Here is a 14,399-nt window from a genome sequence, read left to right on the forward strand (position 1 = left end):
CGTCGGGGTCGCGCAGCGCGACCGCCGCGTGCGCCGGCAGCCCCGAGGCCAGCAGCATCCGGCCGATCCGGCGCACCGCCCGGGCCGAGTCGCGCGCGCTGCGCAGGCCGGATCGAGGCGCGAAGTCGGGGTCGTCGGCCAGCGCCCGCAGCGCCACCCCCGAGCGGGTCTCCATGTAGAACATCGCGAACGTGGCGATCCGGCGGCCCACGGGGTTGCGGACCACCGCGGTGATGTCGCCGAAGATGCGCTGGCCGCCCTCGGCGTAGGCGGGGGCGCCGCGGCGCACGTCCGGCACGTCGAAGCCGACGATCCGGGCGCCGCCGGCGGTGAGCAGCTTGAAGGCCGAGCGCCCCAGCGGCGTGATCGGCCGGGTCAGCCCCTGCGCCAGCGACGCGCAGAAGTAGAGCCTGCGCCCGCGGCCGGGCGCGCCGTCGGCGCGGTGCACGAGCGGGTACAGCGTGGTCACCGGGCGGGCCTGGGTCAGCCAGACGGCGCCCTCGGCGTCGATCGCCCACTCGGTGTCCTGCGGGGCGCCGAACAGCTCCTGGGCCCGGTGCCCCAGCGCCGCAAGGGAACCCAGCTGCGCGTCGGAGAGCAGCGGACCGTCGGCGGTCACCGCCTCCCGCGACACCCCGCCGCCGGCGCGAGCGCGCACCGCCACGGACCGGTCGCCGACCCGACGCTCCAGCACTTCCCCTGTCGCGGTGTCGACGACGTACCGGTCGGGGTTCACCTCCCCGGAGACCACCGACTCCCCGAGCCCGGCGTTGGCGTCGATCACCGTGCGGGTGCGGCAGCCGGTCACCGGGTCGGCCGTGAACAGCACGCCGGCGGAGGCCGCGTCGACCATCCGCTGCACGACCACGGCCAGCGCCACGCCCGCCGGATCGATGCCGCGTTCGCGCCGGTAGGCGACCGCGCGGCTGGTCCACAGGCTCGCCCAGCAGGCGTGCACTGCGGCGACCACCGCGTCGGCGCCGACCACGTTGAGGTAGGTGTCCTGCTGCCCGGCGAAGCTCGCGTCGCCCAGGTCCTCGGCGGTCGCCGACGACCGGACGGCCACCGGCACGTCCTCGTCGGCGCTCAGCTCCCCGTACGCCGCCCGCACCTGCGCCACCAGCGCCGCGGGCACATCGATGAGGCTGACGAACTCGCGGATGCGGGCGGCGACCTCGCTCAGCTGCGCGGCGTCCAGGCCCGGCTCGCGGAGCCGGTCGAACAACTCGGTCAGCGCCGGCGCCAGGGCGGCGGTCGCCTCGCGGTAGGCGCGGGTGGTCACCGCGAACCCGTCGGGCACCGGCAGCCCCGCGCTCAGCAGCGCGTGCAGGTTGACGGCCTTGCCGCCGACGGCCTCGAGCCGGGCACCCGCCGGCGCCCGCAGCGGCACGATGAGGTCCATTCCCGCGACGCTACCGGCGCATCGGCGCTCCACGCGGTCCGACGTGCCCAGGTGTGGCCTCTTCGCCCCGCCTCACCGCCTCCGCCTCGGCTCACCGCCTCCGCCTCGGCTCACCGGCTTCGCCCCGGCTCACGGGCTCCGCCGGCCTCACCGCCTCCGCTGCGCCTCCTGCAGGTCGTAGGCGGCGCGGATCAACCCTAGATGCGAGAACGCCTGCGGAAAGTTGCCGTAGAAGGTGCCCTCGTGGTCGACCTCCTCGGCCATGAGGCCGACGTCGTTGCTCAGCGACAGCAGCCACGCCGGGTACCGCTCGGCGTCGTCGACGCGCCCCATCCGCGCGTACGCCGACACGAGCCAGAAGCAGCACAGGAAGAACGGGTGCTCGTCGCCGGAGAGGCCGTCGACGCCGCTCTCGGTGCGGTAGCGCAGCACGAGGCCGTCGCGCAGCAGGTCCTCCTCGATGGCCCGCACCGTGCCGACGAACCGCTCGTCGGTCGCCTCGCAGTAGCCGACGGTCGGCAGCAGCAGCAGCGAGGCGTCGACCTCGCTCGTCGCGTCGTGCTGGGTGTAGCAGCCGCGCTCCTCGTCGAACCCCTCCGTCTCGATGAGCTCGCGCACCTGCTCCCGCACGCGCCGCCAGTTCTGCACGTCGCCGGGCATGCCGTGCTTCTCGTGCGCGGTGATCGCCCGGTCCATCGCCGCCCACACCATCACCCGCGACTGCGTGAAATGCCGCAGCTCCGCGCGGATCTCCCAGATCCCGTGGTCGGGCTCGCGCCAGTGCCCGGCGAGGTCGTCGACGAGCGCCCCCTGCAGCGCCAGGGAGTCGGGGTTGCCGGTCATGCCCTGCTCGCGCGACATCTCCAGGGCCACCATGACCTCGCCCAGCACGTCGATCTGGCGCTGGTCGACGGCGCCGTTGCCCAGGTGCACCGGTCGCGAATCGCGGTAGCCGGGCAGGTGGTCGAGCTCGCGTTCGGGCAGGTCGTGGCCCGCGTCGAGGCGGTACATGATCTGCATCGCCGACGGGTCACCGGCGACCGCCCGCAGCAGCCAGTCCCGCCACGCGGCCGCCTTGCCGCTGTAGCCGGCGACGAGCAGCGCCTCCAACGTCAGGGCCGCGTCGCGCAGCCAGCAGTACCGGTAGTCCCAGTTGCGTTCGCCGCCGAAGTCCTCCGGCAGCGACATCGTCGGCGCCGCCACGAGCCCGCCGGTCACCTCGTGGCTGAGGTAGCGCAGCACGAGCAGCGAGCGCCGCACCGCCTCCGCGTGCGGGCCGTCGTAGGCGGAGGTGGCCATCCACTCCTGGTCCTGCGCGATCGTCGCGGCGATCGCCGCGTCGACGTCGATCGGCTCGCACTCCTCGATGTGCGAGGGCACCCAGGCCATGTCGAAGTCGTGCACCGCCCCGGCGCTCACCTCGAACTCGCACAGCTGCCCCGGCTCGCGCACCTGCGGCAGCGGGTCGCCGGTGAGCAGGTAGCGCGACGCCCGGCCACGGCGGACAGCCGCGTCGGGTCGCCGGTGTGGATCCACGGCCGCTGCCGCCCGTACCAGGGCCGCACGATCCACTCGTGCTGCATGGTCACGGTGCCCTCGAGGCCCTCGACGCGGCGCAGCAGGTCGGCCCGGCCCGACTCCGTCGGCATGACGTCGGTGACCCGCGCCCGCCCGGTCGGTGTCGTGTACGTCGTCTGCAGCACCATCGCGTCGTGCACGTAGGTGCGTTCGACCTCGGTGCAGCCGGAGGCGGTGAGCAGCCAGCGTCCGTGCTCGGGCCCGCCGAGGATCGCGGTGAAGCAGGCGGGGTCGTCGAAGTCGGGCAGGCACAGCCAGTCGATGGAGCCCTCGCGTGAGATCACCGCGCCGGTGCGGCGGTTGCCGATGAAGGCGTAGTCCTCGATCGGCGGGCGGGCGGCTGCGGGCATGGATGGACTCCTCGATCGTGGATCCGGCTCGACCCGAAGGGCGAGATGCCCGGAATGCCGGGCGATTGCGGTCCACCCTGGTACGACGAAGCGGGGCCCGCCTTCCCCAAGGCGGGCCCCGCTGATGTCGGAGACCCCATGTGCCCCCAGATCCGTCGCGTCCCCCAACGTCCGCGGCGGTCGTGCTACTCGGCCCGGTCCGGCGCCCCCACGCCGATCGTTCCGAGGTCCGAGATTCCCCCAAGAGTCCCGGTTCCCCCTGATGTGCCCCCAAGCACGAACATGAAGATACGGACGTCCAGGTCGGCTGTTCAAGTCCGTCGTCCATCGTCGGTATACATGACGCGTCAGGTGATCCGCGCCACTCGGTGGCCTCGCCCGAACCGCCTTGCGCGCCGCTCGGTCTCCCGACGGGCCACGTGAGCGCTTTGCACGCCGACGTGTGCGCAGGTCCGCTGCCTGTCACGAATCAGCGACGAGGCGATCCTGATACCGAAGTTTGAGACACCAGCTGTCGAAAAGATGCTAGACAGGCGAGAACGCCGGGCGGGTCGCAGCATTGTGTCCACGTTGCGAAGTTCTCCCGAAAGCGTATCGAGACGAAGGAGTCGTGGTGCCAAGGCGAAGGTTGAGGACGCGAAAAGCCGTGTCGGCGGCAGTGCTCGCGGTGACCATGGGGGCGCTCGCCGCGTGCGGCGGGCAGGATCCAGCCGCCTCGTCCAAGCAGTTGACGTGGTACATCAACCCGGACGGGGCGGTCAGCGAAGAGGGTAAGGCCAACCAGGCGATCCTCGCGCAGCGGTGCAGCGAGGCGTCGAACGGCGAGTATTCGATCGAGGTGCAGACCCTGCCCCGCGAGGCGACCGACCAGCGCCAGCAGCTGCTGCGGCGCCTGGCGGCCGGCGACCCGGGCACCGACCTCATGAGCATCGACCCCGTGTTCGTCGCGGAGTTCGCGGAGGCGGGCTTCCTCGACCCGGTGCCGGAGGCCGACAAGGCGCAGCTCACCGAAGACGCGGTGAACTCGATCACCGACCCCGCGACCTGGAAGGGCCAGCTGGTCGGCGCCCCGATGTGGGCGAACACGCAGGTCCTGTGGTACCGCAAGTCGGTGGCGCAGAAGGCCGGGCTCGACATGAGCCAGCCCGTCACGTGGGATCAGGTCATCGACGCCGCCAAGGCGACGAACACGACGGTCGGCGTGCAGGCCCGCCGGTACGAGGGCTACTCGGTGTGGATCAACGCGCTCATCGAGAGCGGCGGCGGCCACATCGTCACCAACCCCGGGGCCGTCGGCGCCGACGTGCAGCTCGGCCTCGACACCGAGGCGGGCCAGAACGCGGCCCGCATCATCCAGAAGGTCGCCCAGGAGGGCGTCGGCGGCCCGGCGCTGTCCTCCTCCAACGAGGAGACGGCGCTGGAGCAGTTCGCCAGCCCCGCCAGCTCGGGCTTCCTGCTCAACTGGCCGTACGTGTGGGCCGCGCTCGCCGAGCGCCAGGTGCCCTTCCAGGACGACATCGCCTGGGCCCGCTACCCGCAGGCCACCCAGGGCCAGGAGTCGCGCCCGCCGCTCGGCGGCATCATCCTCGGCGTCAACGCGGCCAGCGACAACAAGGCCGGGGCCTGGTCGGCGATCAAGTGCATCACGAGCCAGGAGAACCAGGTCCAGTACATGCTGGGTACCGGTAACCCGGCGGCGCGCAAGAAGGTCTTCGACGACCCGCGCGTCGTGCAGCAGTTCCCGATGGCAGCCCTGATCCGCGAGTCGCTCGACGCGGGCGCGGCCCGCCCGGTCACCCAGTACTACGGCGACATCTCCACCGCGCTGCAGCGGGTGTTCAGCCCGCCGGAGGCCGTGACCCCGGAGCGGACGCCGCAGGAGGCCACCGAACTCATCCAGAACGTGCTGAAGGGGGAGGCCCTGTTGTGAGCACCGCAGCGGATCCCAAGGTCGCGCCCGACACGCGGGCGTCGCGCAAGAAGGCCAACCGGCACCTGTCCGACCGCGCCCGAGGCGAGCGCAAGCTCGGCTGGATGCTGGCCGGGCCGGCGTTCGTCATCATGGTGGGCGTCACGGCCTACCCGATCCTGCAGGCCGTCTACACCTCGCTGTTCAACTACCGCCTCACCGACCCCCAGGGCCGGGAGTTCGTGTGGTTCCAGAACTACGTCACGGCGCTGACCGACGTCGTGTTCTGGCGGGCGATGGGGGTGACGCTGTTCATCACGGTGGTCACCGTGGTCGTCGAGCTCATCCTCGGCTTCATCATCGCCATGACGATGCACCGCATCGTCATTCCGCGAAAGACGCTGCGCACCGTCGTGCTCATCCCGTACTCGATCATCACGGTCGTCTCCGCGTTCGCCTGGTACTTCGGGTTCAGCGTGGGCCCGGGCTTCGCGAACTACTGGCTGAACACGCTCTCGTTCGGAGCCTGGCCGCTGGAGTACGACTGGTTCGGCGGCACCTGGTCGGCGCTGGCGATCATCTGCCTCTCGGAGATCTGGAAGACCACGCCGTTCATGTCGCTGCTGCTGCTGGCCGGTCTGGCTCAGATCGACGGCGCGATGGAGGAGGCGGCCAAGGTCGACGGCGCCACCTTCATGCAGCGGCTGTTCCGGGTCGTGCTGCCGAACATGAAGGCCGCCGTCATGGTGGCGCTGTTGTTCCGCACGCTCGACGCCTTCCGGATCTTCGACAACATCCAGATCATGACCGCCGGGGCACGAGATACAGCGTCACTGTCCGTGCTGGCCTACAACGCGACGATCAACCGCGTGGAGATCGGCATGGGTTCGGCGCTGTCCGTCATCTTGTTCCTCTGTGTCGTCCTCATCGCCCTGCTGTTCATCCGGGGCTTCAAGGTCGACCTGGCCGGCGGAAGGGGCTGAGCCGTGGAAGCGAATATGTCTCCGAGGGTCAAGTGGGGTCTGGCCCTGCTCTCGATCCCGATCATGCTCTGGACCGTCATTCCGCTGCTGTGGATGGTGGCGCTGTCGTTCAAGGACGCGGCGAGCCAGTCGAACGCGCCGGACATGAACATGTTCGGCAACTTCTGGCCGAAAGAGCCGACGCTGCAGAACTACCGCGAGATCTTCGTCGGCAGCGCGCGCGACCTGTTCGTGCCGGCGCTGATGAACTCGATCATCGTGTGTCTGGTCTCGACGCTGATCTCGGTCATTCTCGCGATGTTCTGCGCCTACGCGATCAGCCGGCTCGACTTCCCCGGTAAGCGGATCATCCTGGGCACCGCGCTGACGGTGTCGTTCTTCCCGGTCATCTCCCTGGTCACCCCGCTGTACGACCTGTGGCGCGCGATCGGCCTGTTCGACACGATTCCCGGCCTGGTGTTGCCCTATCTGTCGCTGACCCTGCCGCTGTCGATCTGGATCATGACGGCGTTCTTCCAGCAGATCCCGTGGGAGATGGAGCAGGCGGCGCAGGTCGACGGGGCCACCAGCTGGCAGGCCTTCCGCAAGGTGATCGTTCCGCTCGCGGCGCCCGGCGTGTTCACGACGGCGATCATCACCTTCTTCACGGCGTGGAACGACTTCGTGTTCGCGATCTCGCTGACCTCGGAGCGGGCCCGCACGGTGCCGGCGGCGCTGGCGTTCTTCACGGGCGCCTCGCAGTTCGAGCAGCCGACCGGCGCGATCATGGCCGGCGCCGTCGTCGTGACGATCCCGGTCGTCATCCTCGTCCTCGTCTTCCAGCGGCGCATCGTCGCCGGTCTGACCTCCGGTGCCGTCAAGGGCTGACGCCCGCGCCGACTGACTTCTAGGAGAACGAATGTCACAGATCACTCTCACCAACATCGTCAAGAAATACGGCGACGGCTTTCCGGCGGTCAACGACGTCTCGATCGACATCAAGGACGGCGAGTTCGTCATCCTCGTCGGCCCGTCGGGCTGCGGTAAGTCGACGCTGCTGCGCATGGTCGTCGGCCTCGAGGACATCACCTCCGGCGACCTGGAGATCGACGGCAAGCGGGTCAACGACCTCGCCCCGCGCGACCGCAACCTCGCGATGGTGTTCCAGAACTACGCGCTCTACCCGCACCTGAGCGTGTTCGAGAACATCGCCTTCCCGCTGCGCCTCGACAAGGGCAAGCACAGCGACGAGGAGATCCGCAGCAAGGTCAACAAGGCCTCCGACGTGCTCGAGCTCAACGAGCACCTGGAGCGCAAGCCGGGCAACCTCTCCGGTGGCCAGCGCCAGCGGGTGGCGATGGGCCGGGCGATCGTGCGGGACGCCGACGCGTTCCTGTTCGACGAGCCGCTGTCGAACCTCGACGCCAAGCTGCGCGGCCAGATGCGCACGGAGATCGCGCGGATGCAGCGCCGCATGGGCATCACGACGATCTACGTCACCCACGACCAGACCGAGGCGATGACCCTCGGCGACCGGGTCGCGGTGCTGAAGAAGGGCGTGCTGCAGCAGATCGCCTCGCCGCGGGAGCTGTACGAACAGCCCGTCAACCTGTTCGTCGCGGGCTTCATCGGCTCCCCGCCGATGAACTTCCTGCCGGCGCGCGTCGAGGGCAACACGCTGCACCTGCCGTTCGTCGACGTGCAGGTCGACCAGTCGATCGTCGACCGGCTCAAGGGCGACATGGCGGTCGTCGGCATCCGCCCCGAGTACCTCAAGGACGCCTCGCTCGGAGACAGCATGGCCGGCAACGCGGTGCGCTTCACCGCCACGGTCGACCAGACGGAGTGGCTGGGCAACGAGCAGTACGCCTACATCCCGTACGAGACGGACCCCTCGGTGCAGGCCAAGCTCGACGAACTCGACCGTGAGCTCGACGGCGAGGGCATGCGCACCCAGATGATCGTCAACCTCGACGCCCGCTCCCGGGTGCGCGAGGGCGACGAGGCCGAGCTCGTGTTCGACCCGGCCCTCATGCACGTCTTCGACCCGGAGACCAGCGAGTGCCTGACCCGCAACGAGGAGGAGGCCTCCCGCATCGCCCAGCAGAGCGAGGACGACCGCAAGCGCGCCCTCGAGCGGGCCAAGGAGCGCGACGCCCGCGAGGACGCCGCCGCCAAGAACTGACGGTTCGCGAAGCCCCCGGTAGGTGATCGACCTGTCGGGGGCTTCGTCGCGCTCGCGACGGTTACTGCGTGAGCAGCGCGAAGGTGACCGAGGTGGCGATCGCGTTGTTGATCATGTGCAGGATGAGCGGCGCCCACAGCGAGCGGTGCCGCAGGTAGAGCAGGCAGGCGCCCAGGCCCAGCCCGATGACGTAGAGCATGGCCGGCAGGAGCACGTGGACGGCCGCGAAGATCACCGCCGCGAGCACGACCGCGAGGCCGATCGGCAGCCAGGCGCTCAGCGCGCCGAGCAGGATGCGCCGAAAGATGATCTCTTCGAGCAGCGGCCAGATGACGACGAGGCAGGCGACGGTGAGGGCGCCGAGCCAGAGGGGGGCGTCGAGGGCGTCGCTGACCGTCGAGGCCTGGTTGGCTTGCGCCTCGTCGGGCACGACGCCGAGCAGCGTGCCGAGCCCGGCCGCACCGAGGAGCCCGACGAGGAACGTCAGCGGGATCTCCCACAGCAGGTGTGCGGGCCGGTGCATCCGCACGAACCCGACGTCGGCCCAGGTCCAGCGGCGCCGGTGCCGCAGCGGCCACCACAGCACCGCGGCCGCCGTGAGCGCCGACCCGGGGAGCATGAGCAGCGTCCACCAGCTCGTGTCGGTGATCCTCAGTACGCCGAACACGACGGCGACCCCACCGACTCCGGCCAGCACCATCGCCAGTACGGCCCACCCGAGCTCGGCCGCCGTGGCCGTCGGGATCAGCCGGGGCGCGCGCGTTTCGGTTCCGGTGGGCCGGGGCGCCATGGCCGCGCCGGCTCCGTTGGTGTCGGGCGCCGCTGCGGTCGGAGGCGGTGGCGGCGCCGGCGGCACGTCCGCCGGGTCGGGTCGCTCGGGGCGGCGGTCGTCGCTGTCCATCGCCTCAGGCTAAGTCGTCCCGGTCGGGCGGGCCGAACGGCTCGACCGGCCCGACGGGAGTGCGACAACGGGTTCGACAACGGGTGCGACAGGTCACGCGAAAGTGACGTTTCCCCCATTCGGTCCCCATGGCGCGACAGGCCCCGCTCGCAGGCACCACTATGAGCCATCGCCACGAGTTGCCGTGCGATGCCACCACCCGGCCGGCCCAAAGGAGGGCACATGGGGATTCACCGACCTCGTTCCGCGCGCGGACAGCGCGCCGAACCCGACGGGGGAGGCGGCTCGCCGTACCTCTCCTCGGCGCGATCGTGGCGAGCGGTCTGGCCGCGTGTTCGTCGGCCCCGCAGGGCACGGTCATCAACCTGTACGGCGGCACGTCGTCCGTGGGGTTCGACAAGATCATCGCCCAGTGCAATCAGGCGGCCGCCGGCAGGTACACGATCGTCGGCAACCTGCTGCCCAGCGACGCCGACTCCCAGCGCGAACAGCTGGTGCGCCGGCTCGCGGCCCGGGACACGGGCATGGACCTGCTCGGCATGGACGTGACGTGGACGGCCGAGTTCGCCGAGGCCGACTGGATCCGCCCGCTGAGCGAGACGCAGAAGGCGCAGGCCAACGAGGGTGTGCTGACGCCGCAGATCGCCACCGCCACGTGGAAGGACGTGCAGTACGGGATCCCGAAGCACACCAACGTGCAGATCCTCTGGTACCGCAAGTCGCTGGTGCCGAAGCCGCCGGAGACCTGGGACGAGATGATCCAGATGGCCCAGCAGCTCAAGGCCGAGGGCAAGCCGTACGAGATCGGCCTGACCGCCTCCCAGTACGAGGGTTACGTCGTCAACGTCAACAACTTCTTCAACGCCTACGGCGCGACGTTCGTCAACGAGGACAGCACGCAGGCGACGGTGAACGACAAGGCCGTGCAGGCGCTGACGCTGCTCAAGAAGCTCGCCACCTCAGGGGTGACGAGCCCGTCGCTGTCCAACGCCCAGGAGCCGGAGGTCTTCGCCGACCTGGAGGCGGGGCGCTCGGCCTTCTCCGTCAACTGGCCGTACGTGCTGTCGGCCATGCGGTCGGCCGCCGAGACCAACCCGCGCGCGCAGCAGATCGCGGACGACCTGGGGTACACGACGTTCCCGGTCGTCAACCGGGGTGACGTGCCCCGCGTCACCCTCGGCGGGATGAACTACGCGGTCAGTACATTCAGCACCCACCCGGCGGAGTCCTACGAGGCCGCGATGTGCCTGCGCAGCCCCGAGCATCAGCTGCAGGCCGCCTTGGACGCCGGTGACGCGCCGGTGCTCGAGGAGCTGTACCGCTCCAACGCGCAGTTCCGCGAGGCCTACCCGATGGGTGACGTGATGCTCGAGGAGCTGCAGCACGCGGTGCCGCGGCCACCGACTCCCGTGTACCAGAACATCTCCACGACCGTGTCGTACACGCTCTCGCCGCCCTCGGAGATCAACCCGCAGCAGGACGCGCAGACGCTGAACGAGTCGATCCAGAACGCCATCGACGGAAAGGGGATCCTGCCGTGAGCACACAGGCCAAGCGGCCCCAGGATTCGGCCGCATCGACGAACGCGTCGCCGCACGACGTCGACGAGGACACCGCGATCGCGCGCCGCCGGGCCAGCGAGGGCAAGCGCGCCGAGCGCCGACTCGGCCTCATGCTCGTCGCCCCGGCGGTGATCGTCATGCTCGCCGTCACCGCCTACCCGATCGTCTACGCGATCTGGCTCTCGCTGCAGCGCGCCGACATGCGCGTGCCCGATCAGAACGAGTTCATCGGGCTCGCCAACTACATCACGGTGCTCACCAACCCGATCTGGTGGCAGGCCTTCGGCATCACGGTCTTCTACACGGTCTTCGGCGTCATCTTCGAGCTGATCTTCGGCATGCTGCTGGCGATCGTCATGCACCGCACGCTCGTCGGTCGCGGGCTCGTTCGCACGTCGGCCCTCGTGCCGTACGCCATCGTCACCGTCGTCGCCGCGTTCTCATGGCGGTTCGCGTGGACGCAGAACCTCGGCTGGCTCGCGGGGGCGTCCGCGCCGCTGACCGACAAGTGGAGCTCGGTCTGGATCATCATCCTGGCCGAGGTGTGGAAGACCGTGCCGTTCATGGCGCTGCTGCTCATGGCCGGCCTGGCACTTGTGCCAGAAGACCTGCACAAGGCGGCCGCGATGGACGGCGGGTCGTCGTGGCAGCGGTTCTGGCAGATCACGGTGCCGCTCATCAAACCGTCGATCCTCGTCGCGGTGCTCTTCCGCACCCTCGACGCCTTCCGCGTCTTCGACAACATCTACGTGCTCACCTCGGGCGCGAACGAGACGAGTTCGGTCTCGATCGTCGCCTACAACAACCTCATCCGAGGATTGAACCTGGGGATCGGATCGGCGATGTCGGTGCTGATCTTCCTCACCATCGCGATCATCGCGTTCATCTTCGTCAAGCTCTTCGGCGCCGCCGCACCCGGCGCGAACGACGGCGGGAGGCGGTAAGTCATGCAGCAAGAAACCACGCGTCGTAAGTGGATGTGGGTGGGCGTCAACGCGGTCGTCCTGCTCTACGCCTTCGTCCCGGTCATCTGGATCGTGTCGCTGTCGTTGAAGGACGCCGGCTCCCTCAACGACGGCAACTTCTTCCCCCGCTCGATCACGTGGGCGTCGTACCAGCAGATCTTTGCCAACAACGACTTCACCCGCGCGCTCATCAACTCGATCGGGATCTGCATCATCTCGACGTTCCTGGCGATTCTGCTGGCGATGTTCGCGGCCTACGCGATCGCGCGGCTGGACTTTCCCGGCAAGGGCCTCATCGTCGGGTTGTCGCTGATGATCTCGATGTTCCCGCAGATCGCCCTGGTCACCCCGCTGTTCCGGATCGAGACGGCGATCGGGCTCTTCGACACCTGGCTCGGCCTCATCATTCCGTACATCACCTTCGCCCTGCCGCTGGGCATCTACACGATGTCGGCGTTCTTCCGCGAGATCCCGTGGGAGCTGGAGAAGGCCGCGAAGATGGACGGAGCCACGCCGTTCCAGGCGTTCCGGCAGGTCATCGCACCGCTGGCGATGCCGGGCGTCTTCACCACGGCGATTCTCGTGTTCATCTCCTGCTGGAACGACTTCCTGTTCGCGCTTTCGCTGACGTCGACCTCCGCGGCCCGCACGGTGCCCGCCGCGATGTCGTATTTCCAGGGCGCGACGACGTTCGAGAAGCCCACCGGGCCGATCGCCGCGGCCGCCGTCGTCATCACCATTCCGATCGTCATCTTCGTGCTGCTGTTCCAGCGGCGCATCGTGGCCGGACTGACTTCCGGCGCCGTCAAGGGCTGACCTTCCCGATCAGCCCCGACCCACATTCTTTCGAAGGAGCAGAACATGGCCGAGATCGTGCTCGAGCACGTGGTCAAGCGGTACCCCGACGGCGCCCTCGCCGTCGACGACTTCAACCTGCACATCGACGACGGGGAGTTCATCATCCTCGTCGGACCCTCGGGCTGCGGAAAGTCGACGACGCTGAACATGGTCGCGGGCCTGGAGGACATCACCCAGGGCGAACTGCGCATCGACGGCGAGATCGTCAACGACAAGGCGCCCAAGGACCGCGACATCGCGATGGTCTTCCAGTCCTACGCGCTATACCCGCACATGACGGTCGCCGAGAACATGGGCTTCCCGTTGAAGCTCGCGGGCGAGAACAAGGCGACGATCCGGGAGAAGGTCGAGCAGGCGGCGCAGATGCTGGAACTCACCCAGCACCTCGACCGACGCCCCTCGAACCTGTCCGGCGGCCAGCGCCAGCGCGTGGCGATGGGGCGCGCGATCGTGCGTCAACCCAAGGCGTTCCTCATGGACGAGCCGCTGAGCAACCTCGACGCCAAGCTGCGCGTGCAGATGCGCACCCAGGTCTCGCGCATCCAGAAATCCCTCGGCACGACGACGCTCTACGTCACCCACGACCAGACCGAGGCGATGACGCTGGGTGACCGGGTGGTCGTCATGCGCGGCGGCGTCGTGCAGCAGGTCGGCTCGCCGCAAGAGCTCTACGACCACCCGAGCAACCTGTTCGTCGCCGGCTTCATCGGCTCCCCGTCGATGAACTTCATCCCGGCGCGACTCGGCAATGGACGCATCTCCAGCCCGCTCGGCGAGTTCGAGATCCCCGACCACCTGCGCCGCGCCCTGGAGGCGGGTCGCTCCGACGGCGACGTGGTGCTCGGTGTTCGCCCCGAGCACTTCGAAGACCCTCGACTCGTCGGCGACAAGCCGGGCGCCCGCTTCCAGGCCCCGATCGACCTCGTCGAATCGATGGGCTCGGACCTGTACGCCTACTTCGGGCTGCAGGGCGAGTTGAGCGGGTCCAGCGACCTCGACGACCTGGCCAAGGACACCGGCAACGACATGCACTCCGACGGACTGCAGGTCACGGCCCGGCTCGACCCCTCTGCGCACGTGCAGCAGGGTCAGCAGGCCGAGCTGTGGTTCGACACCGGAAAGCTGCAGGTCTTCGACGCCTCGTCGGGAGCGAGCCTGACCAGCGATCTGGCCCGTGAGTCGGACGGTGATTCGCGCTCTCACGCAGCACGCGGCTCGGCGGACTCGGTGGTCACTGCGGATTCGGTGGACTCCGCGGATTCGGCGGACTCGGCGGGCGAGCGCTGAGCGACGTCGTCGCCGACCTCGACGCCCTGACCTCGCCAGACGGGTGGGTCTACGCCTCCGCCCCACCGACGGAGCCGGGCGACCCGGGTCGCTTCCACGCGCTCTTCGGGCGCGACGCGCTGATCGTCGCGCTGCAGGCGCTGCGGGAGCGACCCGGGATCGCGGCCGCCACGCTGCGGGCGCTGGCCGCCCTGCAGGGTCGCGTCGACGACCCCGAGACCGAGGAGGCCCCGGGCCGGATCATCCACGAGTACCGGCCGGTGGCGCCGCCCGCGCTCATGGAACTCGGTTGGCCGGTGCGCGACGGTGGCATCCGGTACTACGGCAGCTCCGACGCCACGTCGTGGTTTCTCGTCGTGCTCGACGCAACCGGTGACGCCGCCCTGCAGCGCGACCTGGCGCCGGCCCGCGCCGCCGCGGCGCGGTGGCTCGACGGCACG

At 69.4% G+C, this 14,399-nt stretch carries 13 protein-coding genes; 9 read left to right on the forward strand and 4 right to left on the reverse strand.

Annotated elements, in window-relative coordinates; genetic code table 11:
* From PINTE_RS16015 to PINTE_RS24930, 3 genes are all read right to left on the reverse strand, one after another.
* On the reverse strand, positions 1-1,402 hold a 1,402-nt coding region (locus tag PINTE_RS16015), incomplete at its 3' end, for a PEP/pyruvate-binding domain-containing protein (protein ID WP_281178916.1).
* A 147-nt stretch (positions 1,403-1,549) separates the two neighbouring features.
* Positions 1,550-2,791, reverse strand: a complete 1,242-nt coding sequence (locus PINTE_RS16020) for a glycoside hydrolase family 15 protein (protein WP_306304868.1) — start codon at positions 2,789-2,791, stop codon at positions 1,550-1,552.
* A 26-nt stretch (positions 2,792-2,817) separates the two neighbouring features.
* A complete protein-coding gene (locus PINTE_RS24930) occupies positions 2,818-3,330 on the reverse strand; it encodes a trehalase-like domain-containing protein (protein WP_306304867.1) in 513 nt (170 codons plus the stop codon).
* 646 nt (positions 3,331-3,976) lie between these two features.
* Between PINTE_RS24930 and PINTE_RS16025 the strand changes: the two genes are divergently transcribed.
* Genes PINTE_RS16025 through PINTE_RS16040 form a run of 4 tightly spaced genes read left to right on the forward strand, consistent with a single transcriptional unit; the run spans position 3,977 to position 8,386 of the window.
* Positions 3,977-5,260, forward strand: coding sequence for an extracellular solute-binding protein (locus PINTE_RS16025; RefSeq protein ID WP_245642992.1), 1,284 nt, complete (start codon positions 3,977-3,979; stop codon positions 5,258-5,260).
* Positions 5,257-6,222 (forward strand): carbohydrate ABC transporter permease, encoded by a 966-nt coding sequence (locus PINTE_RS16030; RefSeq protein WP_068432805.1) that lies wholly within the window; start codon positions 5,257-5,259, stop codon positions 6,220-6,222. Before PINTE_RS16025 ends, PINTE_RS16030 begins: the two co-directional genes overlap by 4 nt.
* A 15-nt stretch (positions 6,223-6,237) precedes the next feature.
* On the forward strand, positions 6,238-7,089 hold the full coding sequence (locus tag PINTE_RS16035; RefSeq protein ID WP_068432807.1) for a carbohydrate ABC transporter permease: 852 nt from the start codon (positions 6,238-6,240) through the stop codon (positions 7,087-7,089).
* Positions 7,090-7,120: 31 nt separating this feature from the next.
* Complete coding sequence (locus PINTE_RS16040; protein ID WP_068432809.1) at positions 7,121-8,386, forward strand: ABC transporter ATP-binding protein; 1,266 nt, start codon at positions 7,121-7,123, stop codon at positions 8,384-8,386.
* Between the two features lie 61 nt (positions 8,387-8,447).
* Here PINTE_RS16040 and PINTE_RS16045 read toward each other — a convergent pair whose 3' ends face one another.
* The gene (locus PINTE_RS16045) at positions 8,448-9,287 is read right to left on the reverse strand and encodes a CPBP family intramembrane glutamic endopeptidase (RefSeq protein WP_068432811.1); all 840 of its coding nucleotides are present in this window, start codon (positions 9,285-9,287) and stop codon (positions 8,448-8,450) included.
* 311 nt (positions 9,288-9,598) lie between these two features.
* Between PINTE_RS16045 and PINTE_RS16050 the strand changes: the two genes are divergently transcribed.
* The 5 genes from PINTE_RS16050 to PINTE_RS16075 form a co-directional block, all read left to right on the forward strand.
* Entirely contained in the window at positions 9,599-10,828 is a 1,230-nt protein-coding gene (locus tag PINTE_RS16050; protein ID WP_068432813.1) for an ABC transporter substrate-binding protein, read from the forward strand.
* A complete protein-coding gene (locus PINTE_RS16055) occupies positions 10,825-11,793 on the forward strand; it encodes a carbohydrate ABC transporter permease (RefSeq protein ID WP_068432815.1) in 969 nt (322 codons plus the stop codon). The genes PINTE_RS16050 and PINTE_RS16055 overlap by 4 nt, the downstream gene beginning before the upstream one ends.
* Before the next feature lie 3 nt (positions 11,794-11,796).
* Complete coding sequence (locus PINTE_RS16060; protein ID WP_068432816.1) at positions 11,797-12,630, forward strand: carbohydrate ABC transporter permease; 834 nt, start codon at positions 11,797-11,799, stop codon at positions 12,628-12,630.
* A gap of 45 nt (positions 12,631-12,675) precedes the next feature.
* The gene (locus PINTE_RS16065) at positions 12,676-13,959 is read left to right on the forward strand and encodes an ABC transporter ATP-binding protein (protein ID WP_084343687.1); all 1,284 of its coding nucleotides are present in this window, start codon (positions 12,676-12,678) and stop codon (positions 13,957-13,959) included.
* Between the two features lie 260 nt (positions 13,960-14,219).
* The coding region (locus PINTE_RS16075) for a hypothetical protein (RefSeq protein WP_157087298.1) at positions 14,220-14,399 on the forward strand (180 nt) is incomplete at its 3' end.

It is taken from the genome of Piscicoccus intestinalis NBRC 104926 (assembly GCF_001515525.1).
In the GTDB taxonomy this organism is placed as follows: Bacteria; Actinomycetota; Actinomycetes; order Actinomycetales; family Dermatophilaceae; genus Kineosphaera; species Kineosphaera intestinalis.